Here is a 24,097-nt window from a genome sequence, read left to right on the forward strand (position 1 = left end):
GCATTTGTGGAAAAAGCCAGCAGACGGCATGGCAGCGTACATATCTATTGGTCAGTTGTACGGGAAAGCGGGGGATATACATTGGCTTTGCATTTCGTAATCGGACGCTCGGGGAGCGGCAAGTCGGCGCATCTGCTGAATGAGATCCGGCAGAGGCTGGAGAATCAGCCGGAAGGTCCGCCCATGATTCTGCTCGTGCCCGAGCAGGGAACGTTCCAGGCGGAGCATGCGCTCGTCACCTCGGAGCGCCTGTCAGGGATGCTTCGGACGCAAGTCCTGAGCTTCCGGCGCTTGGCGTACCGCGTGATGCAGGAGACTGGCGGCACGGCGCTCACGCCGATTGGGGAGGAAGGCAAGAAGATGCTGCTGTACAAAATTTTGCAGCGGCGCAAGTCGGATCTGCCCCTGTTCGCCGGAGCGGCGGAGCAATTCGGCTTCATCGAAAAGTTGAATGATCTGTTCGACGAGATGAAGCGGTACCGGATCCAGGCTTCCGAGCTGGATGAGCATGCGTCGTTCGTCCAGGAGCATGTGGACGGGCAGCCGCTCCTGTCGGCCAAGCTGCACGATTTGTCCGCCGTGCTGCACGAGTTCGAGACCGAGCTGGAGCAGCATTATTTGGACGGCGAGGATGTGCTTGTCCGGTTGGCGGAAGGCATTCCGCACTCGGACTTTGTCCGTCAGGCGGAGATATGGATTGACGGGTTCAACGGCTTCACGCCCCAGGAATATGCCGTGCTGGCATCGCTGCTTCTGCATGCCCGCCGCGTCACCGTAGCGCTCTGCCTGGATCGGCCTTACGCCTTGGGGGAGGAGCCTCATGAGCTGAACCTGTTCCATCCTACGGCGACGACCTTTCTCAAATTGAGCAGCATCGCCGATACGCTCGGCGTCGATATGGGAGAAGTCGTACGGTTGGGCGGACAGGGCAGATTGCCAAGATTCGCTTCCTCGCCGATGCTCGCCCATCTGGAGCGCCATTTCGACCGGCGTTCGGCTTATCGCCCTGCCTCCCCCGCCGGGGAGCGGGCGGAGATTCGCGTTCATGCCGCGGTGAACCGCCGCGCGGAAGTGGAAGGGGCGGCGCGCGACATTTTGCGCCGGGCGCAGAGAGAGGGCGTCCGCTGGCGGGAGATGGCCGTCATGGTCAGGAACTTGCCGGATTACGCGGAATTGATCGGCACGGTCTTCGGCGATGCGGGCATTCCTTATTTCGCGGATCAGAAGCAGGCGGTGCTCCATCATCCGTTCGTCGAGATGACGCGCGCCGCGCTGGACATTCTGATCGGCCGCTGGCGCTATGACGCGGTGTTCCGCTTCGTGAAGACGGACTTCGTCCTGCCGGAAGACGGGAGCGTGACGAGGGAGTCATTCGATCGGCTCGAGAACTATGTGCTGGCCTGCGGCATCGAGGGCTCGAAATGGACGAACGGACTCCCGTGGCCTGCCGAACCGCGGCAGTCGCTGGATCCTGACGATCCGGCGGCCGAAGAGAAGGCCGAGAGCGTGCCGGAGCAGGCGCCGGAATGGGCGGAGCGGTGCCGCCGCCGGATTGTCGAGCCGCTCTCCGCCCTGCAGCGCTCGCTCGCGCGAAGCCGGCATGTGCAGGACATGTGCGAGGCGCTGTACACGTTCTGGATCCGCCTCGGGGTTCCGGACAAGCTGGAGCGGATGAGCCAGGAGGCGCTGCTGGACGGCGACGTGCAGCGTTCCCGGGAGCATCGCCAGATCTGGGGCGAGATGCTGGATATTTTGGATCAGATGGTGGAGATGCTGGGCGGCGAGAAGATGCCGCTCGAGCTGTTCGCCGGGATGCTGGAGACCGGCTTCGAGAGCGTGAAGCTGGCGCTCGTGCCTCCCGCGCTCGATCAGGTGCTGATCGCGTCCATGGATCGGACGCGTTCGAGCCAGATCAAGCATCTGTACGTGCTTGGAGTCAACGACGGGGTTATGCCTGCGCGTCCGATAGAGGATGGGCTGCTGACCGAGTATGAGCGGGATCTGCTGCTCACGATCGGGATGGAGCTGGCGCCCGGCATCCGGCGCAAGCTGCTGGACGAGCGCTTCGTCATCTATCATGCCTTCACTTCGCCGAGCGAGAGCTTGTGGCTCAGCTACGCGCTGGCCGACGAGGAGGGCCGCTCGCTGCTCCCTTCGGAGACGGTGCGGCAGATTCGGGGGCTGTTCCCGGGCATGCAGGAGGAGCTTCTGTTGGCCGAGCCGAATGAATTTGTGCCGGAAGCGGAGCAGGCCGATTTCATCGCCTATCCGGAAGCGGCGCTTAGACAATTGATCGCCCAGTTAAGGGAATGGCGGCAAGGCCGCCCGATCGCGGATCTGTGGTGGGATGTGTACCGGTGGTTCGCCGCGCAGCCGGCTTGGCGGGATCGGCTGAAGACGGTGCTCGGATCGCTCGCTTACCGCAACCAGGCGCAGGGGCTGACGGCCGACACGAGCCGGAAGCTGTACGGACAGCTATTGCGGACGAGCGTCTCCCGCATGGAGCGGTTCGTCGCCTGCCCGTTCTCGCATTTTGCCTCCCATGGATTGAAGCTGAAGGAACGAAGGCTGTATCGGCTGGAGGCGCCGGATATCGGCCAGCTCTTCCATGCGGCGCTAAGCCGCTTCGCCGGCGAGCTGCAGGCCCAGCAGCGCTCCTGGGCGGAGCTGACGCCCCGGGAATGCGAGGCGGAAGCGGATCGCATCGTCGATCTGCTGGCGCCCCGGCTTCAGGGGGAGATTTTGCTCAGCTCCGAGCGGTACGGCCATATATCGGGCAAGCTGAAGCGCATCGTCGGACGGGCTGCCGCCGTAATGGGCGAGCATGCCAAGCGGGGGCAATTCGAGCCGGTGGCGCTGGAGATGGATTTCGGTCCCGACAAGCCGCTGCCGCCGCTCCGCTTCACGCTGGACAACGGCTGCACGATGGAGATTATCGGCCGCATCGACCGCGTCGACAAGGCGGAGAGCGAGCGGGGCGTCCTGCTGCGGGTGATCGATTACAAGTCGAGCCAGACGGACCTGGCGCTCCATGAAGTGTACTACGGGCTGTCGCTGCAGATGCTGACCTATTTGGACGTGCTCCTCACCTATGCGGAGGAGTGGCTCGGCACGGAGGCGGCAGCCGCCGGAACGCTTTATTTCCATGTGCATAATCCGCTCCTTCAGGCGGCCAACGGCTTGAATGAGGAGCAGGCTTACGAGCAGCTGCTCAAGCGATTCAAAATGAAGGGGCTCGTCCTGGCCGACCGCGAGACCGTCCGCCTGATGGACGGATCGGTCGAGCAAGGGCATTCCCAGGTGCTTCCGCTGGCGGTGAAGGCGGACGGATCGTTCTACAGCAATTCCTCCGTCGCGACGGAGGAGCAGTGGGAGCTGCTTCGGGGGACCGTCCGCTCGGTCATCCGGGATATCGGCACGCGCATCACGAACGGCGATGTGGTGATCGAACCATACCGGAGCGGCACGGCGACGGCATGCGATTTTTGTTCCTACAAGCCGGTCTGCCAATTCGACGAATTGGTTGACGGCAATCAATATCATCTGCTGCCGCGTCTGGGCAGAGACGAAGTATGGGCGAAGCTGAAGGGAGGAGAAGCGGACGATGGACATGAACCGCGATGAACGGAATAGCCGCGAATATGAGAGCGGCGGCGAGGCCGGCGTGACTTCCGGCTTGCCGTCCGCCGCTGCCCCTGGGGAGGATGGCGAAGCGCGCGTCCTGACAGCCGAAGCGGCGTCCGTGGGCGAAAGGCCTGCGAAGCTGCCGCCGAGGCCGGCCGAGAGCACGTGGACCGAGGAGCAGTGGCAAGCCATCGTCGACGGCGGCGAGAACATTTTGGTCGCGGCGGCAGCCGGATCCGGAAAGACGGCCGTATTGGTCGAGCGCATTATCCGCCGCATCAGCGACGAGTCGGCGATGCTGCATGTCGATCAGCTGCTCGTCGCCACCTTCACCAAGGCCGCCGCGGCCGAGATGCGCGAGCGCATCCGGCTGGCGCTGGAGCGCAAGCTTGAGGAGAATCCGGATTCGGAGCATTTGCGCCGCCAGCTCGCCCTGCTGAACCGCGCCTCGATCACGACGCTGCACTCCTTCTGTCTGGAGGTGATTCAGCGGCATTTCCAGGCGGTCCAGTTGGACCCGGCTTTCCGGGTCGCGAACGAGACCGAGATCGAGCTGCTGCGCCAGGACGTGCTGGAGGAGCTTTTTGAAGAGCGCTATGCCGGCAAGGATCCGTCCTTCGCGCGGATGGTCGATTGGTTCAGCGGAGAGCGCAATGACGAAGCGGCTTTCCGGCTCGTCCAACGGCTTTATGATTTCTCCCGGAGCCATCCATGGCCGGAGGAATGGCTGGGCAGCATGACGGCTTCGTTCAGCCCGGCGGACATCGCCGAGCTGGGCCGCTCCCCGTGGGCGGAGAGCATTATGGCGGCGGCGCGGCTGACGCTGAACGGCATCGTCGAGCTGCTGCGCCAGGCGATCGCCCTGACGACGGCTCCCGGCGGTCCGGAGCCGTACCGCGCCGCGCTGGAGCAGGAGCTGGCCGGAGCGGCCGCGCTGGCGGACGCAGCCGCGTCCGTCCCGTGGGAACGGATGCAGGAGTCGTTCGGACTGCTGAGCTTCGGACGGCTGGCGGCCTGCCGCGGGGATCAATATGACAAAGAGCTGCAGGAGCAAGTGAAGCGTCTGCGCGATCAGGCGAAGAAACGCCTGCAGCAGGTGCGCGACGAGCTCTTCCGGCGGACGCCGGAGCAGTTCCTGCAGGAGCTCCATGCGATCCGGCCGGTGCTCGAAGCGCTGACCTCGGTCGTGCGCGAATTCGGCGCCCGGTTCGAGGCGGCCAAGCGGGCGAAGGGATGGCTTGATTTTGCCGATTTGGAGCATTACTGCCTGCGCATTTTGCGCGATCCTTCCTCCACGCCGGAACGGCCGGTGCCGTCCGCCGCGGCGATGTTGTATCAAGAGCAATTCGCCGAGATATTGCTGGACGAGTATCAGGATACGAATATGGTCCAGGAAGCGATCGTGGACTTGATTACCCGGCCCGGACAGGGCAACCGGTTCATGGTGGGCGACGTGAAGCAGAGTATTTACCGCTTCCGCCTGGCGGAGCCGGGCTTGTTCCAGAGCAAGTATACCTCTTACGGGAAGAAAGGCCGCGGGGATGGCATCCGCATCGATCTGGCCCGCAACTTCCGCAGCCGCCAAGGTATCGTCGATACGGTCAATATGGTGTTCCGCCAGATTATGAACGCCGACGTGGCGGAGCTGACCTATGATTCCGCGGCAGAGCTCGTATGCGGAGCGTCCTACCCGTCCGCCGAGGAGATTGCGGCGGGAAGCCGCCGCGATCGGGACGAGTTCGGCATGCCGTATTTCGCGACCGAGCTGCTGCTGATTGACAAGGGCGTGCCAGCACCCGCGGATGAGACGGCGGAGGATGAGGACGGCGAGACGGAACGGGCGGCATTGGATGCCGCCGAGCTGGAGACTGCGCGGCTGGAGGCAAGGGCGATCGCTTTGCGCATCCGCCGCATGACGGGGGACGAAGGGGAGCCCCCTTATCTCGTGTACGATAAGGAACAGGAACGGATGCGCCCGGTCACGTACCGGGATATGGTCATTCTGCTGCGGGCGACTCAAGCCTGGGCGCCGCTGATGATGGAGGAGCTGAGACGGGAAGGAATTCCGGCTTATGCCGAGTTCAGCACCGGTTATTTTACGGCGACGGAAGTGGAGATCGTGCTGTCCCTGCTGCGCGTCATCGACAATCCGCAGCAGGATATTCCGCTCGCCGCGGTGCTGCGTTCGCCGATCGTCAGCTTGAAGGAGGAGGAGCTGGCCCGGATTCGGCTGTACGGGAAGGGCAAGCCGTTCTATTACGCGGTCATGGAAGCGGCACGGGCGGAAGCGGAGGACGGTTCTCCGGCGGCGATGCAGTTGGAGCTGGAGTTCCCTCTCCCAGCAGATGAGGGCGCCGATTCGGCCCCTCGGCAGGGCGGCGGGGACTGGCAGGCGAAGCTGAACCGCTTCCTCGATCGGCTGGAGCAGTGGCGGAATGCCGCGCGGCAAGGGCGGCTGTCCGACCTCATCTGGAGAGTGTACCGGGAGACCGGCTACTACGAGTGGGTCGGGGGACTGGCCGGCGGCCTGCAGCGCCAGGCGAACCTGCGCGCCCTGTATGATCGCGCCCGGCAGTATGAATCGTCCTCGATCCGGGGACTGTTCCGCTTCCTGCGGTTCATCGACCAGATGCGGGATACCGGCGGGGATCTCGGGACGGCCCGCGCGCTCGGCGAGAGGGAGGACGTCGTCCGCATGATGACGATTCACAAGAGCAAGGGGCTCGAATTCCCGGTCGTCATCGTCGCGGGGCTGTCGAAGCGGTTCAATCAGCAGGATCTGAACGCGTCCTTCCTGATGCATAAGCAGCTCGGCTTCGGTCCGAAGTATGTCGACGAGGAGAAGCGGGTCGCTTATCCGACGCTGCCGAATCTGGCCATTCGCCGGCAGATGAGGCTGGAGCTGCTGGCCGAGGAGCAGCGCGTGCTCTACGTTGCCTTGACCCGGCCGAAGGAGAAGCTGATTCTGATCGGCACGGTGCAGGACGCGGAGAAGTCGATTCGGAAATGGGGCGAGGCGCTTGATGTCGAGCGGCTGCTGCTGCCGGATTATTTGGTGGCGGAGGCCCGGTCGTATCTCGACTGGATCGGGCCCGCGATCATCCGGCACCCGGCCGCGGCCGAGTGGCGCCGGTATGCCGGCCTGCCGAACCGGAACGGGGAATGCCTGCTGGATGATCCGTCCCGGTGGCAGCTGGCGATGGTGCCGGCATCCGTCCTTGCGGCGGGCGAACGGCTGGCGGACATGCCGGATGACGAAGAGCGTCTGCGCCGCATGAAGGCGCTGCGCCGGCTGGAGACGGATGACGCGTTCCCCCGTTCCGCTTGGGCGGAGCAGATCGGGGAGCGGCTATCCTGGCGTGATCCGCACCGCATCGTGACGCTGCTGCCGTCGAAGACATCCGTCACCGAGATGAAGCGGCTGGCCGCTTCTGATGATTGGCCGCCGGAGGACTGGATTGGCGCTCCGGCCGGGCTGGAAGAAGAAGCGGAGGGAGCAGAGACGGTAGCAGTGACGGAGCACGGTGAGAAAGAGGCGGCGGAGGCGGCAATGGGCGGCAATGAACCGGGCGCAGCGCCCGGAGCGGCTTCAGGCGGCGATCAGGCAGGGTGCGGACCGTATGCCGATCCGTCCCGCACCTTGTATCTGCGGCGGCCGAGGTTCATGGAACGGCGCGGCATCACGCCGGTCGAACGGGGGACGGCCTACCATCTGCTGATGCAGCATCTTCCGCTGGATCGCCGCCTGACGGCGTACGAGGTGAAGCATACTCTCGACGATCTGGTAGCCCGGCTCATTATGACCCGGACGCAGGCGGATGCGCTGGATGCGGAGAGCGTCGCCGCTTTCTTCGACAGCGAGGTCGGCCGGCAGTTGGCCGAAGCGTCGTGGGTGAAGCGGGAGCTGCCGTTCAGCTACGGTCTGACGGCAACGGAAGCATACACGATCGAGGGCCTGCGCCGGCGCGAATCGATGACGGCCGCCGCCGAAGCGCTGGGAAGCGGGAGCGCTTCCGTATCGGGGAACGAGCCGCGCTTCGTCGCGACCCCGGCCTTCGCCGCGATGGATTCATCCGGGCAGCTCGATCGGGAGACGGTGCTCGTGCAAGGGATTATCGATTGCCTGTTCGAATGGAACGGCGAGCTGATTCTGCTCGACTACAAGACGGACAAAGTGTTGGCCCATCGGGGCGGTCTCCGCGGGCTGACGGAGCATTACCGGTTCCAGCTGGAGCTGTATGCGCGGGCGATTGAAGATATATGGAAACGGCCGGTCAAGCGGAAGGTGCTGTACTTCTTCGACGCGAAGCAGGCTTGCGAGCTGTAAAGATGAGTGCGGGCTGCGGCCGCCTGCCAGTGGCCGGCCGTCTGCGCTCCAATCGGCGGAAGTCCTTTCGAGGTTAACGGGGACAGGGTTCGCGTTCCGGGCTTCCCGTTCAGCGCGTCGTCCGGGTCCGAAGCCGTTAACACGTGTTCGGTCGTTCGTCCAGGCGTGGAGCGGGGGATCGTATGCGTGTGTCCGGGCTTTCGTTCGCGTCCTGGTATGGCGCCCGCTTGCTTGTGTTCTACCCCTGTCTTTGTTCGGGCCTGGGGTAAGGCTGCGGTTGGCGACAGAGCCGCCAAAGCCGGGCGGCGCTTCTGGCGCTTCTATGGTTGGTTTGATTTCGTTTGGCGAGGATGGTGATAGATTCATGCGTATTTTACATACCGCGGATTGGCATTTCGGGCGGACGCTGGAAGGGCGGAGCCGCCTGCAGGAGCAGGCGGCGTTCGTCGACGAGCTGGTTGCGCTGACCGAGGAGGAGCGGGTCGATCTCGTTCTGATCGCGGGGGATGTCTACGATTCCGTCAATCCTCCGGCTGCCGCGGAGCAGCTATTCTATGAGGCGGCGGCCCGCTTGTCGGACGGGGGCAGACGCCCGATTGTCATTATTTCCGGCAATCATGATCATCCGGAACGGTTATCCGCTTCCGCCCCGCTCGTCGGGGAGCGGGGCGTCTTCCTTATCGGCCAGCCGACGCTGGAGGCGGTCGTCGTGCCGTGCGCCCGGACGGGGGAAGAGGCGGTTATCGCCGCCCTGCCCTACCCGTCGGAAGCGCGGCTGGGCGAGCTGCTGTCGGATGAGGCCGAGGAGCAGGCGGTGCGCCGGGCCTACAGCGCCCGCGTGTCGCAATTGCTGGCGCGGCAGGCGCAGCGGTTCCGGCCGACGGCGGTCAATCTCGCGATGAGCCATCTGTATGTGCTGGGCGGAGCGGAGTCCGACTCGGAGCGCCCGATTCAGGTCGGCGGCGCTTATACGGTCGATCCATCCGCCTTCGCCTGCCAGGGCGCGCCGGCCGCGCCCCAATATACGGCGCTGGGGCATTTGCACCGGCCCCAGTACGTCAAGGGGCCGGGCGTTATCCGCTACAGCGGCTCGCCGCTCGCCTACAGCTTCTCGGAGGCCGGGCAGGCGAAGTCGGTGACGCTGCTCGATCTGGCGCCTGGCGCGGAAGCGGTCCCCGAGGAGCGCTATCTGTCTTCCGGCCGTCCGCTTGCGGAATGGAATGCCCGCGGAGGCTATGAGGAAGTGATGCGCTGGATCGAGGAAGGGCGGGACAGCCGCGCCTGGCTGGATGTGAGCCTGACGCTGACCGAGGCCTTGACGATGGATCAGATTCAGAAGCTGCGCCGCGCCCATGACGGCATCGTTCATATCCGGCCGGTATATGCGGAAGCGGAACGGGAGGCGGAGGACGAGGTGCGGCTGAGCGAGCTGCCTGTGCAGGAGATGTTCCGCCGTTTCTATGAGCGGCAGACCGGCGGCGCTCAACCGGATGATGCGCTCGTGGCCTGCTTCCTTGAGCTGATTGAGCCTGAAGCCGAAGAGAAGGAGGAGAGCGCATGAAGCCGATCGAATTGAGGCTGGCCGGACTGCAGAGCTACCGCGAAGAACAGCGGATCGACTTCGAGAAGCTGTGCGAGACCGGGTTGTTCGGCATCTTCGGCCCGACGGGAAGCGGCAAATCCTCCATCCTCGACGCAATGACATTGGCGCTGTACGGCAAGGTCGAGCGTGCGGCGGGCGGAACTCAGGGAATTTTGAACCAGATGGAGAATACGGTATCGGTCTCCTTCACCTTCGCTCTGCACGGCGCGGGCAGCAAGCGCACGTTCCGGGTCGAGCGGCGCTTCAAGCGCACCGGCGACGTGACGGTGGGCAGCACCTTGACCCGCTTCATCGAGCTCCGGCCGGAAGGGGATATCGTGCTGGCGGACAAGCTGGCGGATGTGAACCGCTGCGTGGAAGAGCAGATCGGGCTGAAGATGGACGATTTCACGCGGGCGGTCGTGCTGCCTCAGGGCAAATTCGCCGAGTTCCTCTCCTTGAAGGGAAGCGAGCGCCGTCAGATGCTGCAGCGGCTGTTCTCGCTGGAGAAATACGGCGATGAGCTGGCTGCCCGGCTGGCTCGCCGCGTGAAGGAAACCGATGTCCGCTTGAAGACGTGCCTGGCCGAGCGGCAAGGGCTGGGCGACGCCTCCGAAGAGGCGGTCCGCGAGGCGGAGACGGCGCTGGCCGCGGCGGTGCGCCACGCCGAGGAGGCGAGAGCTGCCCGTCTGGAAGCGGAACGGGTTCACCGGGAGCTGACCGAGCTGCGGGAACGCCTTCAGGAGCGGGAGCGGCTGCTTGCGAGAAGGGGCGAGTTGGAGCGGGAGGCGCCGAAGCGCGCGGCGGAGCGGACGGAGCTGGAGCGGGCGCGGGAAGCAGAGGCGCTGCTTCCGTATGTTACCGAGCTGGAAGAGCTGGAAGCGCGGCTGGAGAAGGCGGCCGCCGGGCACGAGGCGGCCCGGGGCGCCGCAGCCGCGGCCGCGGAGCGGGCAGCGCAGGCGCTTCGGGCGGCCGACGATGCGCTCCGGCGCAAGGAAGCGGAGGAGCCGGAGCTGATGAGCCGCCATGCCCGCCTGCAGGAAGTGGTCCGCCTGTATCAGGACAGCCTGCGGCTGCGGGAAGAGGCGGAGCAGTGGACCGCGAAGCGGACCGGGGCCGCCGGCCGGGCGGAGCGGGCGGAAGCGGAAGCGGCGCGGGCCCGCGAGATGCTGCGGAAGGCGGCTGACCGGCAGGCGGAGCTGCGCGAAGCGATGCAGGCGCGCGAGAAGCCGGCCGAGGAGCGCGAGCGGTTCCAGCAGGCGGTGAGCGAGCGGCAGCTGCTGGCCGTGCAGCACGGCCGGTGCCGGGAGCTGGAGGAGAGCTGCGGCAAGCTGGCCGCCCGGACGGAGCAGGCCGGGCAGACATGGCTCGAGCTGCTGCAGGCGTTAACGGGCGATGTGTTGGCCGGACAAGCGGCGGCGCTGGAGGGCCGGCGTCTTGAGTCGGCGTGGCAGCGGCTCCATGCGCAGGCAAGCGATGCGCTGGAGGAAGCGGAACGCGAGCTGGCGGCCGCGAGGGAACGCCAGTGGCAGCAGGCCGCCGAGGAGATGGCGGCCAAGCTGGCCTCCCGGCTGCAGGACGGCCAGCCGTGCCCGGTCTGCGGCTCGACGTGCCATGCTCATCCGGCGCGGATGCCGGCCGCTTCCGAAGCGGTCCGCGAAGGCTGGCCGGAATGGGAGGAAGCGAGAGACAAGCGGCGGGAGGCCGTGAGGCTGGCCGAGCAGGGCAAGGAGCGCTGCGCCGGGGCGGTGCGCCAATGGAGCGAGCGGTTGGCGGAGCTGAACAGCCGGCTGCGTCCGATGCTGCGCCTCTGGGAAGAGGGCGCTGCCTCCTTGCCGTCAGCGGCGGCGCAGATGGCGGCCGCCTTGGAGGAAGGCGTTCCGGTTCCGGGCGATCCGGACGGTACGGGCCCAGGCGGCCAAGAAGCGGATGTCTCCTTGGAGGCGGCGATATCGAGCCTGCAGGAGCGGACCGCCGCCTGGGAGCGCGGCATAGACCAGAGCGTGCAGCGGATGACCGACAGCCAATGGGAGCTGCAGCAGGCATGGTCGGCATATGAGTCGGCCGAGGCGGCCCGGCGGGAAGGCGAGGCCGAATGGAAGCGGGCCGGAGCCGAATATGCCCGTTCAGCGGGGCGATGGGCAGCCCGGTATGAGCCGGCCGGCTGGAGCTTGGGGGAGATGGATGCGATCGCCGAGCGGTGGCGCGAGGATGAAGCGTTCGTGAACGATTGCCGGGCCCGGCTGGACAAAGGGGCCGTCTATGTCGAGGAGATGCAGCAGCGGCTGCGCCAGCTTGAAGCGGACATCCAGCAGGCGGAGATGCAGCGCGTCCAGGCGGAATCCGAGCTCAATGGCGTGAACCGGCTGCTGTCCGAGTACCGGCAGCGGCTCGAGCCGTGGGCAGGCGGTCCGCCGATCGAACGGCAGGCCGCCGAGACGGAAGCGCAGTTGAATGCGCTGCGGGAACAAGCCGCCCGTACCGCCAGAGAAGCGGAAGCGGCGCGCCAGGCTCAGGGGGAGGCGGAACGGAGCGCGGCCCTGGCGGAGCAGCAGCGCGCCGACCTCGGCGAGCGCGCGGACGGTGCGCGAGAGCGTCTAGCCGTGAAGCTGGCCGCTTCCCCGTTCGAGGCTGCCGGTGAAGTAATGGCGGCGCGCCGCAGTCCGGATCGCTGCCTGGAGCTGGAAGAGGGGCTGGCGGCCTATGACGAGGAGCTGCGCGACCTTCAAGCGCGGCTGGCCCGCTTGGCGGAGCAGCTCGGCGGCCGCGCCGTGTCGGCAGCGGAGTGGCAGGAAGCGAAGGAGCGGTGGGAGCTGGCGGTCGAACGGGACGAAGCGGCGCTTGGAAGCCGTGCCCGGGCCGAACGCGACGCCGAGTATATCCGCAGCAAGCATGAGCGCTGGATGGAGCTCGAGCGCGAGCGGCTGCGCATGGAGGAGCAGCTGGGAAGACTTCAGCAGCTGCAGAGCATATTCCGCGGCAACGCCTTCGTCGAATTCATCGCGGAGGAGCAGTTGATGCAGGTAAGCCGAGCCGCGTCGGAACGGCTGAAAAACTTGACCAAGCAGCGGTATGCGCTCGAAGTCGATTCCGGCGGCGGCTTCGTCATCCGGGACGACGGCAACGGAGGCATCCGGCGGCCGGTATCCACGCTGTCCGGAGGCGAGACCTTCCTGACCTCCTTGGCGCTCGCGCTGGCCTTGTCGGCCCAGATTCAATTGCGGGGAATGTATCCGCTCGAATTTTTCTTCTTGGACGAAGGGTTCGGCACGCTCGATCCCGAGCTGCTTGACACTGTCGTCACCGCGCTGGAAAAGCTTCATCACGATCGGCTGGCGGTCGGGGTTATCAGCCATGTGCCGGAGCTGCGGGCCCGCTTGGCGCGCAAGCTGACCGTGCTGCCGGCGGAGCTGACCGGTTCCGGTTCCCGCATCCGGATGGATGAAGCGGATTGAAGCGGCGCGAACGAACGGAGTGTGAGCTTCGTCACAGTAACAGTTGTGACCCGCTGTTATAATACAGATAGCCGACATCTTATTTAATGCACCTCGATGACCGTACTGCTTCTGCAAGCGGCGCAGGCTCTATCCAGCCGCATTTCGCTTGCAGGTGCACTACGTTCATAGCGTCCGTGACGCTGCCCGCTTGCGAGCGGGGGACGAGGTGCTCTTTTTTTTGTCTTCAAGAGGATCCGGTAGTGCGTTCATGCGGCTCTCCTGGCGGGGAGAACCGTTTTTTTTTGAGCCGACGCCACAGGAGCCGTTCCCTCCTCTGCACCTCTGGGCGATTGGGCGAATACAGTAACGTATATCAACTTTTCGTGCAGAAAGTGGGAGAGCGTGATGGAGAAGAAGGTTACGGGCGTGAAGCCGATTGTCAAACCGGCTCCCGTCGAGAAGAAGGGGTGCGCGGCGGGAGAGAAGCACCCGATGTATGAACTGTGCCTGAAGCATATGCACCGGTATGTGAAGGTTCACACCCATGACGGCTGCTGTTATCACGGGATTGTGGAGCATGTGGACGACGAGTATCTTTACCTTGCGGTTCCGGCGGGGCAATGGATGCATTACGGGGGAGCGGCGGCTTCGATGGATCGCGCCTTTGTGCCGTACGGCTACTATGGCGGAGGCTATCCCGGCTATTACCCGGGTTATTATTATGGCGGCTATTATCCGGGGTATTCCCCGTACGGATACTACCGGCCGTTCAACCGCTTGATTTTGCCGCTGGCTGCGCTGACGGCCTTGGCGCTGCTGCCGTATTATTGAGCGGGGAAAGGCTTTGTCTGCTTCGGTCGAACGACCGATGCAGACGGGCCTTCTGTTACGTTCCCGATCCATGGAGCGATGCGATCCAATCGACGATCGTGCCGACCGTTTCCCGAATTTGCTCATCGTCCGATATGGTCGCGCCCTTGTCCTTCTTTTGCATGCCGTAATCCCCGAACTGCGCGTGATTGCCACCCTCGATGACATCCTCCTCGAAGGAAGCCGGCATATAGGATTTACTGTTCGTATACCGCTCCAGATTGAGCACCCCATCCTGGGAGCCGTAGATGGACAAAACCGGGATGTTCAGTTGGCTGATGTCGCTGTTAGGGTATGAGGCCAGAAACACGATGCCCTGAACGTTGATCGTGCTGTTCTTCACAAATTCAGCCGCCATCGTACCGCCGAGCGAATGCCCGCCGATAATATTGATCCCGCGGGGATTCAACAGCGGAAGCGCGCGCTTGGCGCCCTGGATATCGAGCACCGCCAGATTGAGCGGCATCTCGATAATATACGTATTGACCCCTTTGGAGGCCAAGGAGCGAGCCAACACCGCGTAGCTTTCCGGCTGGACCAATCCGCCCGGATAGAAAATAAAATTGGCCGCCGGCTCGGCGGTCGTCTCGAACCGCAGCACGCCGTCTTCCTTCGTCACGGTGACATCTTCGCCGGGAGCCATGGCCTGCTCCGCCTTCGTGCCCGCGGGATAGGGGCGCAAATAGATGGCGAGAGCGCCGGCGAGCACAAGCAGGACGGCAATGGCCCCGATAAGGATGCGCGTCCCTCTGCGGCGCCTCGGCCGGTTATGAGGTGAAGACATCGGGATAACCTCCTTTCAGTTGGACGAGCCCTCAGTTTTTGATATGATAACAGTATCCGAGAATAACCGACTGATCCGCTATCAGATGGTGAGAAAATAGAAGGAGGCCGTTCAAATGGACTGTATTTTTTGCAAAATTATCGAAGGTTCGATCCCTTCCAAAAAGGTACTGGAAAATGATCATGTCGTCGCCTTTCACGACATTACTCCCCAAGCGCCTGTACATATTCTTATTATCCCTAAAAAGCATATCGCAACCATGAACGATGTACAAGCAGAGGATGCTTCCCTGATGGGGGAAATCCACCTGGCCGCCCAGCAGATCGCCCGGGATATGGGCATTGCCGATACGGGTTACCGCCTGATCAACAATTGCGGGAAGGACAGCGGACAGGTTGTGTTCCATCTTCACTTTCACCTGCTGGGAGGAGAGCCGCTGGGCGCTCTGATAGGGCCGAAAGCGTAGCGGACAGGAAGGGGATTTGCAGCGACCGGATCCCTATTCCTGCTGTCCGATGCATAAATCTAGACAGATTGCGCCGTCAAGGTTGACACTCACTTTTACAATCACATATAATGTAGGTTGATAACCGTGTTGTTGTTCTTGGACGGTCTGGTCGGAGGGAGGGAAAACTGGTGTCTGAAACGAAAGTTCGCAAAAACGAGACAATCGATGCTGCACTTCGTCGCTTTAAGCGCTCCATTGCAAAAGATGGCGTGTTGGCTGAAGTTAAAAAGCGTAAGCACTATGAAAAGCCAAGCGTTAAGCGCAAGAAGAAGTCCGAGGCTGCCCGCAAGAGAAAGTTCTAGGAGGAATTAGCACCAATGGATCTTAGCCAACGATTGAACGAAGATATGAAGCAAGCGATGAAAAGTCAAGACAAGTTCAAACTCTCCACCATCCGGATGGTACGTTCGGCGATCAAGAATGTTGAGATAGATGTTAAGAGAACTTTGAATGACGATGAAGTGCTTGAGATTCTAGGTCGTGAAATCAAACAGCGGAAAGATGCCCTCCAACAATTTGAAAGCGCAGGTCGAGACGATTTAGCTGATTCATTGAAAGACGAAATCGAGATTTTGACGCAGTATCTTCCTGCCCAACTTTCCGAAGAAGAGATTAAAGAGATTGTACAGAAGGCTATCCAAGAGACCGGTGCTTCTTCGAAAGCCGACATGGGGAAATTGATGGGTGCCCTGATGCCGAAGGTAAAAGGGCGCGCCGACGGAAAGCTGGTCAATACGATAGTTCAACAATATCTGCAGTAAGCGTCTTTGACAGCCTTATGAACGAACAAAAACACTCCTTTTCACGAAAGGGAGTGTTTTTTTCTAGCGAATTTCCTGGAACGGACATGAGGATTGTAACGTATTACTGCATAGACTGTCTGAATAGGGAAGGGGGTACACTAGAGAGATGAAACACCCGTTCAAGCATCGATTTGCGGCGATAAGCATCCTATGGCTGATGACCGCATCCGTTCTGTTCGGCATGCTGGGAACCGCTGTCTCGCCGGTTCAGGCCGAGGGAGAGGCGGGCAAGGGCAGCGCGGTCGTGATTCCAATCAAGGGGACGGTCGATCCGGTCATGAAGTCTTTCCTGTTCCGTGCGCTTGAGGAGGCGGAGCAGCTTCAGCCGGAAGCGGTCATTTTCGATATGGACACTCCCGGAGGATATGTAGATGTATCGATGGAGCTGAGCCAGCGGATTATCGAGAGCCCTGCGCGCACGGTCGTGCTCGTTCACGGCAAGGCGGCTTCGGCGGGGAGCTTCCTGGCGCTCAGCGCGAACGAGATCGCGATGACCCCGGGAAGCGCTATCGGCTCTGCGGCGCTCGTCGATTCGTCTCACAAGTATGTGGACGATCCGAAGGCCGTCGCGCTGTGGGTCAGCCAGATGGTATCCGCCGCGGAGAAGAACGGCCGGGATGCCGGCGTCGCTGCGGCGATGGCGGATCTGCAGGCCAAGGTGGAGCTACCGCAGTTGAACCGCACGAAGCAGCCGGGAGAGGTTCTGTCCCTGAGCGTCCATGAGGCGAAGCAGGCAGGATATTTGGAATATGAGGCTTCTTCCGTGCAAGATTTGCTGTCCCAATTGAAGCTCGACGGCGCTCAAATCGTTCACATCGAGCCCTCGGCAGCGGAACGAGTCGCTTCCTATGTCGTCACTCCGGCGGTTGCGACGCTGCTGCTGTTCCTCGGCATCGCGGGCGTGGCGATTGAACTGATCGTCCCAGGCTTTGGCGTTCCGGGCGTACTGGGCGTCATCGGATTCGGTTTATACTTTTTTGGGCATTTTATTGCCGGACTAGCGGGGGTGGAGACCATCGTATTGCTGGTGATTGGGTTATTGCTGCTGGCGCTGGAGATGTTTATTCCAAGCTTCGGAATTCTGGGCATCCTGGGTGCGATCAGCTTGATTTCCGGGGTCGTCCGCGCGGCCTACGATACGGGGAACGCGCTCATGTCCCTGGGCACCGCCTTCGTCGCAGCCGTTGTCGTCGTCGTCATTATTGCCCGCATCTTCAAGCATCGCGGCATCTGGAACCGGTTCATCCTCAAGGATGCGCTTACGACGGAGCAAGGCTTTGTATCGACCACCGATCACACGGAGCTGATCGGCAAGGTAGGAAAGGCGCTTACGCCGCTTCGTCCGGCGGGGACCATCCTGCTCGACGGCCATAAATATGACGTTGTCACGGACGGCGCTTTTGTCGGAAAAGATGAGCAGGTCGTCGTCGTGATGACGGAGGGGGCGCGCATTGTCGTCAGCCCGCATGAAGGCTCTTGAGAGAGAGGAGGCTGCATACATTTTAGTGTCTCCAGATGATTCATTGACCCTGGAACGCTTTCATTGTATCGTTGAAAAGAATCGACTGCCGATACGGCAGTCCCGCATTTACATATTACAAATGGAGGTTTGACTGCGTATGGATCCACTTGTTAGCACCCTGCTTATCGGGGCGATTATTGTTATCGCTCTAAGTGTGTTTTTCAGCTTTTTCCCGGTCATGCTCTGGATATCCGCCATTGCATCCGGAGTCCGCATCGGCATTATTACGTTGGTGGCGATGCGACTGCGCCGGGTCACCCCGAGCCGGATCGTCAATCCGATGATCAAGGCGACGAAGGCGGGACTTGGCTTGTCCATCAACCAACTGGAGAGCCATTACCTTGCCGGAGGTAATGTTGACCGTGTTGTCAATGCCCTTATCGCGGCGCAGCGGGCCAACATCAGCCTCGAATTCGAGCGTGCCGCCGCGATCGATTTGGCGGGCCGCGACGTTCTGCAGGCGGTGCAAATGAGCGTTAACCCGCGCGTCATCGAGACGCCGATCGTCGCTGCGGTGGCGAAGGACGGGATCGAGGTCAAGGTTCGCGCCCGCGTGACGGTTCGGGCCAATATCGACCGTCTCGTCGGGGGCGCCGGGGAAGAGACGATTATCGCCCGTGTCGGCGAAGGTATCGTTACGACGGTCGGTTCGAGCTCCACGCACAAGGATGTTTTGGAGAATCCCGACCTTATTTCCCGCACTGTGCTTGGCAAAGGTCTTGATGCCGGAACCGCGTTCGAAATTCTGTCCATCGATATCGCCGATGTCGACGTAGGCAAGAACATCGGTGCGCATCTGCAGACCGAGCAAGCGGAAGCAGACAAGCGCATCGCTCAGGCGAAGGCCGAGGAGCGCCGCGCGATGGCGGTCGCGGAAGAGCAGGAGATGAAGGCCCGCGTCGTCGAGATGCGCGCTCGCGTCGTTCAGTCCGAATCCGAGGTTCCGATCGCGATGGCGGATGCTCTTCGCACAGGCAAGCTCGGGGTCATGGATTACATGAACCTGAAAAACATCGAAGCCGACACCCATATGCGCGGCACGCTCGGCAAAATGGGCGAAAACGGCAGCGGCAACAAATCGGAAAGCTAGGCGATGAGCCATGGATATCTTTGAAAAGGTATTGCGTTTTCTGTTGAACAATCCATTTCTGGCTGTCATTCTGATCGGCTTTGTGTTCTCCATCTTACGGAAGGGCAACAAGCCGGCCAATCGGATGCCGAGCTTCGGCGGCGATACGGCGGGGCAGCGGCCGGGCTCCGAACCGGACGATCGCGATGCTGAGCCAGATGACATGCACGAAGAGGAGCGGTCCTATCCGGTCTACCCGGTCTATAGGGAGGAGGAGCGCGGCTCCCTGGCCGGGATGCCGCAAGGATATTCTTCGGAGGACAGCATTACGCTGGAAGAGAGAGTTGCCGCGATGAAGCCTGCGGTGCGTCCGGCCGGCGCTGCGCGGCATGAGAATTCAAGCAAGAAGGAATCCGCCGCTGCCGCCCACGCCGCGATTCGCCCGGAGGAGGCGCTGAAGGGCGTGCTCTGGTCCGAGATTTTGGAACCGCCGCGGGCAAAGCGGCCATATGGCCGCCGCTCTTCCTGAGCGGATCTACTCGGTACGAAGCGGCTTCTCGCCTGTTCGGGATGCTCGCCTGTTCAGCGGTGACTATGTTTTTGTTGAGTCGGCTCTGAGCGCCGCAAGCTAGGCCCGCGCGGGAATGATGTTACGGGGTACCGTACGCTTCGCGGGTCTGGCTTTTTTCGTTGCGTGGGCAGGGAATGGCGTTAGGGACTTCTCTATTGGCTGGTATACTGCTTGAATCCTGCTCAAATGCAGGATTTTTCTCTTGTTGAAGCGATTTGGGTGAAAATTGCTGCGAAACAGCACTAGCCTTGCACCAAACCTGACATGAAAAATATATTTCTCATTAATTACTTTTTCTTCAATTTATTGATCGATTATATCTGGTAACTCATAAAAAAATCTCCTAATGTTGAAGGATAGGCATGTTACCCATTCCCTCACCAAAAGGAGAAAAGACCATGGGTACTATACCAGATCAGACCGTCATTTGTAAATGCCTAAATTTGATTCAGCTCTCGGACGACGAATTCCCAATCTTCAATTATCGACGAAAGTTTACACTCGTGAGAGCGATCAAACTACTCATTGATGCTCAATTGAATAAACGCACGGACCTCGAAGATATCTGCAACGCGTTGCGTGCGAACGAACAGCTGCAGCAGGCGATCCACTTGAAATCCATTAGCGCTTCCCAACTCGTACGTACACTCAGAGCGTTGCCTTTACCGGTGTTGCAGCAGCTATGGATTCAAGTGACACAACGTTTGCAACAACTTTATCCGAAGCAGGGTATCCCCGGCATCGGGAAACTGAGCATTGTCGATTCAACGGTACTTACACTCCCTGATGTCGCTGGAAAATGGGCCTACTGCTCCAAACACAGCAACGGGGTAAAGATCCACACCAAACTTGCTGTTTGCGACCCGGATACCGTCTATCCCGAAAACATTGTTTGTTCCACACGAGGCGTTGCTGACAGCGAAGTGGCTTTGGATCTGGTGATCGATAAAGATGCCATTCATGTTTTGGATCGCGGGTACATCACATATGGTCACTATAAGCAGTGGCTGGATGATAATCTACGCTTCGTGGCACGCATTAAGAAAAGCAACAAGACGGCGATCATCTGCGAGCACGAGATCGATGAAACGACGCCTGTGGTGCGTGATGCTGACGTGATCGTGAGCTACAAGGATGAAGAAGGCCATGTGATAGAAGCCCAGCTCCGGTTAGTGGAGTATACCGATGAGAAGAACCGCCAGTACCGTGTGCTTACGAATGTCTGGGATAAGTCCGCAGCCCAAATCTGCGAGATTTATCGGCGCCGCTGGATGATTGAATTATTCTTTAAATGGATGAAGCAACATATGAGCTTAGTCCATTTGTACAGTTTCCATCCAGAGGCAGTATGGAACCAGATTTTTTTAGCCTTCATCGCATATGGTTTAGTCATGTTGGTCCGGAAGGAGGCTGACACCACTCAAACGCTATGGTCATTTCTAAAGCTGCTTCGGGTCTATATGAATAAAACGTGGGATCAATTTTTGATGGCACTGCACCGCAAACCAACCAAGCACTCGAAGGGCAGGCGGAAGAAACGAAAGGGTGGTCGACCACGAAAACACCCAAAGCAATGTAAGACCGTTAAAGTGGTGATTAAATAGGTAATAATGGCATATTAACATTTGATGGTAACATGTTCCTATGGTTTAGTAGGAGATCGACTTTTGGCTTTGCTAGGAAAAAAGAAACTGTAAATATATATAAATAATGATTATTAGTTCCGTATCTGGAGTTTAAAGTCTTCTTCATGTCAGGTTCTATGCAACGCTAGTGGCGAAACAGCAGCATTTTGGCCTGATTTGGGCTCAGCAACCCGATAACGAGTGATTTTCCTGCAGATGTGCAGGATTTCTTGTTCGGTGACTCGATGTCCAGAAAATGCTGTAAAATTGCAGTTTTCAGCATTCATCCGCGCCAACCAGGTCCCTTTTTAACCAGATAGCTCGACAGGGTTTATTACGTAACCGATAGCCTCCATTCAGCCCGTTGTCCCCCAACCCGCTAACCAGCCCCAGACCTAGCCAAGGCCCCTGTAACCACTTTTCGCGGGCGATGGCCAAATCTCGAGCGAGGGGCCATTGGCCTGCTTCCAGGCCGCCGGCGGAAAAGCGATGCCAAGCCGTAATGATGCTGCCGCAACGCGCCCTTGAAATTCGATGCCCCTCTAAACGACTCACTCCCTCCAATGAAGAAACACCCCTTGCCCGGCGATGCGCCCTCGTCGTCCCACGCTCCTACGTTCCCGCGTTCCCGCATGACGGCAGCGAGCTTTCGTGGTCCCGCGTTCCCGCGTGACGGCAGCGAGCTTTCGTGGTCCCGCGTTCCCCGTGACGGCAGGAGCTTTCGTCGTCCCGCGTTCCCGCGTCGAGCTTTCGCCGTCTCCCTTTCATCCGTTCTCCCATATTTCATAATCCGGCCTTGTTCCGCATAGGTTGTAAAGTACAGGAAGGGGGCCTTTGCCACAATGAGCCGCATTGCCCGCAAATTGCGCCAGTGGTCCGTAAATTGGTTCGATCTGCCGCAGGATATGATCACGGATATGCCCCGTCTGGTCATGACCGGCAATCGCAAGCTGGTCGTAGAGAACCATCAGGGCATTCTTCACTTCTCCGATCAGCATATGCGACTCGCCTTGGCAGCGGGCCAACTGGAAGTGTACGGAACCGACTTGACGATTCGCGCCATCTATACCGAGGAAATCTGTATCGAGGGCGTTATTAACGATATCAAGTATCACGGAACGGGGGGAACGTCGTGAAAGCTCCTTCATTTGCCCGCCTGCGCGGCTATGTCCGTGCCAGTCTGCGCGGCGACAAAATCGAAGCCTTTATCAATGCAGCCGCGGTGCAACAAATCAGAGTTTGGGATGTCCGGCGTCTCCCGGACGGCCAGGCGGAATGTAATTTGCTGATCAGTGATTTTTGGCGCCTTCGTTCGCTGTTGAAGAAGACAGGCTGCCGCATCCATGTGGAGCAGCGGTTCGGCCTGCCATTCTCTATCGTGCGCATCCGCCGGCGGAAGTTTTTTGTCATGGGCGGAATTCTTTTTTTGCTCGGATTGTACATGCTGTCTTCCCTCGTCTGGAGCATCGAAGTCACGGGCAATGTCCGCATTCCGACGGAGGAAGTGCTGAAGCAGGCGAGGCAGCAGGGCATCTACCCGTTCCAATGGACCTTCCGGCTGCGCGATCCGGACGCCGTCTCCAAGGCGATGAATACGCAGCTCAAGGGCGTCTCGTGGATTGGCATTGAGCGGAACGGGACAAGAATCCGGATTCATGTCGTGGAATCGACCCTGCCTGAAAATAAGGGGCTCGTTAACCCGCGCCATCTTGTGGCCAAGACGGACGGGATTATTACGCATATTATCGCAGAGCGGGGCCGTCCGGCCGTGAGACAGCATTCTCGGGTGAAGAAGGGCGATATTCTCATCTCGGGACGAATCGGAACCGAGGAGCTGCCGAGCACGGTGGCGGCCAAGGGAGAGGTGCGGGCGCTCGTATGGCATGAATATGACGTTGCCGTTCCTCTTGTCACCAAGCGCAAAGTATATACCGGGGAGGAAAAGGAGCTCCGCTATGTGACGGCAGGAGACAGACGGCTGCAGATCGCCGGCTACGGGGGCATTCCGTTCGACAGCTACGAGACGATCGTGGAAGCGAAGCGGCTCCAATGGAGGCAATGGGTGCTGCCGTTCGGTTGGCAGACGGAGGTCCTGAAGGAAGCTCATATCATCTCGGAGGAGCGAAGCGAGCAGGAGGCGGCTGCCGCGGGGCTGCAGGAGGCCCGCGCCGATGTGTTGGCCAAGAACGGTCCCGATGCGCGCATTCATGAGGAAAAAATTTTGCATCAGAAGGCGGACAATGGTAAAGTGGTCATGAAGGTGCTTTTTGAAGTGGAGCAGTCGATTGCGGAAGAATTGCCGATTGTGCCGGAGGCACAGCCGGATCCGGGTGCGCAGGATGAAGAAGCGGCGCCTCCACAAGCGAGAGGATAATGAACGTTTAAGGAGACTGAGAGTTTTTGACGCAACCAACAATTGTCAAGCTTACACTGCAGAACGTTGCCGAGGGACTGGCTCTCTTCGGCCCGCAGGACAAGTACCTGCGCATGATTCAGAGCGGCACGGACGCGAACGTGATGTCGCGGGATGCGGAGATTTCCATTTCGGGAGAGGCGATGGAGGTTGAGAAGCTGCAGCAGCTGTTTGAAGTTCTGCTGGAGCTTGTTCGGAACAACATTGCTCTGTCCGAACGCGACATTCAGTACGCCATCGATTTGGCGCAGGATTGGAAAGTCCACGAACTGCTCGATCTGTTCAGAGGCGAGATCGCCCACACATACCGGGGCAAGCCGATACGGGTGAAGACGATCGGGCAGCGGCATTATGTATCCACCATTAAGAAGAAGGACATCGTGTTCGGCATCGGTCCGGCCGGGACAGGCAAGACGTATTTGGCCGTCGTCCTGGCGGTGATGGCGCTGAAGGAAGGAGCGGTCAAGCGGATTGTATTGACCCGCCCGGCCGTAGAGGCCGGCGAGAATCTGGGCTTCCTTCCGGGGGATCTGCAGGAAAAGGTAGATCCGTATTTGCGGCCGCTGTATGATGCGCTGTATGACGTCATGGGCCTTGATCAAGTCGGGAAAGCATTGGAACGGGGACTGATCGAGGTCGCGCCGCTAGCTTACATGCGCGGCCGCACGCTTGATGACGCGTTCATTATTTTGGACGAAGCCCAGAATACGACGCCCGAGCAGATGAAGATGTTCCTGACACGGCTCGGATTCGGCTCGAAGATGGTCATCACCGGAGACATCACCCAGATCGATCTGCCGCGCGGCAAGCGCTCGGGCCTGGTGGAGGCTTCTCATATTTTGCATGAGATTGAAGAAATCGGCTTTGTGCACTTTGCCGAGCAGGATGTCGTTCGTCATTCCTTAGTGCAGAAAATTATTACAGCTTATCAGAAGGATAGCGAAAACCAAGGATAGAGAGGG

The 24,097-nt window shown here is 60.6% G+C and carries 16 protein-coding genes; 15 read left to right on the plus strand and 1 reads right to left on the minus strand.

From position 1 onward, the window contains the following. Positions 1–81: 81 nt before the first annotated feature. The 5 genes from addB (at position 82) to OCY70_RS11870 (ending at position 13,801) form a co-directional block, all read left to right on the plus strand. The gene (gene addB / locus OCY70_RS11850; protein WP_213428675.1) at positions 82–3,624 is read left to right on the plus strand and encodes a helicase-exonuclease AddAB subunit AddB; all 3,543 of its coding nucleotides are present in this window, start codon (positions 82–84) and stop codon (positions 3,622–3,624) included. Beyond that, positions 3,605–7,951 (plus strand): helicase-exonuclease AddAB subunit AddA, encoded by a 4,347-nt coding sequence (addA, locus tag OCY70_RS11855; RefSeq protein WP_213428673.1) that lies wholly within the window; start codon positions 3,605–3,607, stop codon positions 7,949–7,951. The genes addB and addA overlap by 20 nt, the downstream gene beginning before the upstream one ends. Positions 7,952–8,315: 364 nt before the next feature. Further along, on the plus strand, positions 8,316–9,512 hold the full coding sequence (locus tag OCY70_RS11860; RefSeq protein WP_213428671.1) for an exonuclease SbcCD subunit D: 1,197 nt from the start codon (positions 8,316–8,318) through the stop codon (positions 9,510–9,512). Continuing rightward, positions 9,509–12,988, plus strand: coding sequence for an AAA family ATPase (locus OCY70_RS11865; protein ID WP_213428670.1), 3,480 nt, complete (start codon positions 9,509–9,511; stop codon positions 12,986–12,988). The genes OCY70_RS11860 and OCY70_RS11865 overlap by 4 nt, the downstream gene beginning before the upstream one ends. 387 nt (positions 12,989–13,375) lie before the next feature. Next, positions 13,376–13,801, plus strand: a complete 426-nt coding sequence (locus OCY70_RS11870; protein ID WP_373871464.1) for a hypothetical protein — start codon at positions 13,376–13,378, stop codon at positions 13,799–13,801. Between the two features lie 55 nt (positions 13,802–13,856). Here OCY70_RS11870 and OCY70_RS11875 read toward each other — a convergent pair whose 3' ends face one another. Next, positions 13,857–14,624, minus strand: a complete 768-nt coding sequence (locus OCY70_RS11875; RefSeq protein ID WP_213428668.1) for an alpha/beta hydrolase — start codon at positions 14,622–14,624, stop codon at positions 13,857–13,859. Positions 14,625–14,739: 115 nt separating this feature from the next. On the opposite strand from OCY70_RS11875, the gene OCY70_RS11880 reads away from it, so the two are divergent. The 10 genes from OCY70_RS11880 to OCY70_RS11925 all read left to right on the plus strand — a co-directional run bounded on the left by OCY70_RS11880 (position 14,740) and on the right by OCY70_RS11925 (position 24,091). Next, positions 14,740–15,090, plus strand: coding sequence for a histidine triad nucleotide-binding protein (locus OCY70_RS11880; RefSeq protein WP_213428667.1), 351 nt, complete (start codon positions 14,740–14,742; stop codon positions 15,088–15,090). 170 nt (positions 15,091–15,260) lie between these two features. Continuing rightward, the gene (gene rpsU / locus OCY70_RS11885) at positions 15,261–15,434 is read left to right on the plus strand and encodes a 30S ribosomal protein S21 (protein ID WP_005547957.1); all 174 of its coding nucleotides are present in this window, start codon (positions 15,261–15,263) and stop codon (positions 15,432–15,434) included. 15 nt (positions 15,435–15,449) lie between these two features. Further along, a complete protein-coding gene (locus OCY70_RS11890; protein WP_006676232.1) occupies positions 15,450–15,893 on the plus strand; it encodes a GatB/YqeY domain-containing protein in 444 nt (147 codons plus the stop codon). Positions 15,894–16,041: 148 nt separating this feature from the next. Further along, complete coding sequence (locus tag OCY70_RS11895; protein ID WP_213428665.1) at positions 16,042–17,415, plus strand: NfeD family protein; 1,374 nt, start codon at positions 16,042–16,044, stop codon at positions 17,413–17,415. A gap of 139 nt (positions 17,416–17,554) precedes the next feature. Then, complete coding sequence (gene floA, locus OCY70_RS11900) at positions 17,555–18,547, plus strand: flotillin-like protein FloA (RefSeq protein ID WP_213428663.1); 993 nt, start codon at positions 17,555–17,557, stop codon at positions 18,545–18,547. A 10-nt stretch (positions 18,548–18,557) separates the two neighbouring features. Continuing rightward, on the plus strand, positions 18,558–19,055 hold the full coding sequence (locus OCY70_RS11905; RefSeq protein ID WP_213428657.1) for a hypothetical protein: 498 nt from the start codon (positions 18,558–18,560) through the stop codon (positions 19,053–19,055). 440 nt (positions 19,056–19,495) lie between these two features. Further along, complete coding sequence (locus OCY70_RS11910; RefSeq protein ID WP_261944567.1) at positions 19,496–20,701, plus strand: IS4 family transposase; 1,206 nt, start codon at positions 19,496–19,498, stop codon at positions 20,699–20,701. Between the two features lie 863 nt (positions 20,702–21,564). Then, positions 21,565–21,858 carry a sporulation protein YqfC gene (yqfC, locus tag OCY70_RS11915; protein ID WP_006675584.1) on the plus strand — a complete coding sequence of 98 codons (294 nt, stop codon included), beginning with the start codon at positions 21,565–21,567 and terminating at the stop codon, positions 21,856–21,858. Next, the gene (gene yqfD / locus OCY70_RS11920) at positions 21,855–23,096 is read left to right on the plus strand and encodes a sporulation protein YqfD (RefSeq protein WP_213430171.1); all 1,242 of its coding nucleotides are present in this window, start codon (positions 21,855–21,857) and stop codon (positions 23,094–23,096) included. Before yqfC ends, yqfD begins: the two co-directional genes overlap by 4 nt. A 26-nt stretch (positions 23,097–23,122) precedes the next feature. After that, positions 23,123–24,091, plus strand: a complete 969-nt coding sequence (locus OCY70_RS11925; RefSeq protein ID WP_168178990.1) for a PhoH family protein — start codon at positions 23,123–23,125, stop codon at positions 24,089–24,091. Positions 24,092–24,097 lie beyond the last annotated feature (6 nt).

Origin of the sequence: Paenibacillus melissococcoides (assembly GCA_944800085.1) — a bacterium.
Classification (GTDB): domain Bacteria; phylum Bacillota; class Bacilli; order Paenibacillales; family Paenibacillaceae; genus Paenibacillus_B; species Paenibacillus_B melissococcoides.

Bases quoted from the DNA above. Each gene is read 5' to 3' on its own strand.
- OCY70_RS11865 (WP_213428670.1), top strand. From the start codon at position 9,509: ATGAAGCCGATCGAATTGAGGCTGGCCGGACTGCAGAGCTACCGCGAA.
- OCY70_RS11910 (WP_261944567.1), top strand. From the start codon at position 19,496: ATGGGTACTATACCAGATCAGACCGTCATTTGTAAATGCCTAAATTTG.
- OCY70_RS11895 (WP_213428665.1), top strand. From the start codon at position 16,042: ATGAAACACCCGTTCAAGCATCGATTTGCGGCGATAAGCATCCTATGG.
- OCY70_RS11905 (WP_213428657.1), top strand. From the start codon at position 18,558: ATGGATATCTTTGAAAAGGTATTGCGTTTTCTGTTGAACAATCCATTT.
- yqfC (WP_006675584.1), top strand. From the start codon at position 21,565: ATGAGCCGCATTGCCCGCAAATTGCGCCAGTGGTCCGTAAATTGGTTC.
- floA (WP_213428663.1), top strand. From the start codon at position 17,555: ATGGATCCACTTGTTAGCACCCTGCTTATCGGGGCGATTATTGTTATC.
- addA (WP_213428673.1), top strand. From the start codon at position 3,605: ATGGACATGAACCGCGATGAACGGAATAGCCGCGAATATGAGAGCGGC.
- OCY70_RS11860 (WP_213428671.1), top strand. From the start codon at position 8,316: ATGCGTATTTTACATACCGCGGATTGGCATTTCGGGCGGACGCTGGAA.
- OCY70_RS11880 (WP_213428667.1), top strand. From the start codon at position 14,740: ATGGACTGTATTTTTTGCAAAATTATCGAAGGTTCGATCCCTTCCAAA.
- OCY70_RS11890 (WP_006676232.1), top strand. From the start codon at position 15,450: ATGGATCTTAGCCAACGATTGAACGAAGATATGAAGCAAGCGATGAAA.
- OCY70_RS11875 (WP_213428668.1), bottom strand. From the start codon at position 14,624: ATGTCTTCACCTCATAACCGGCCGAGGCGCCGCAGAGGGACGCGCATC.
- OCY70_RS11870 (WP_373871464.1), top strand. From the start codon at position 13,376: ATGGAGAAGAAGGTTACGGGCGTGAAGCCGATTGTCAAACCGGCTCCC.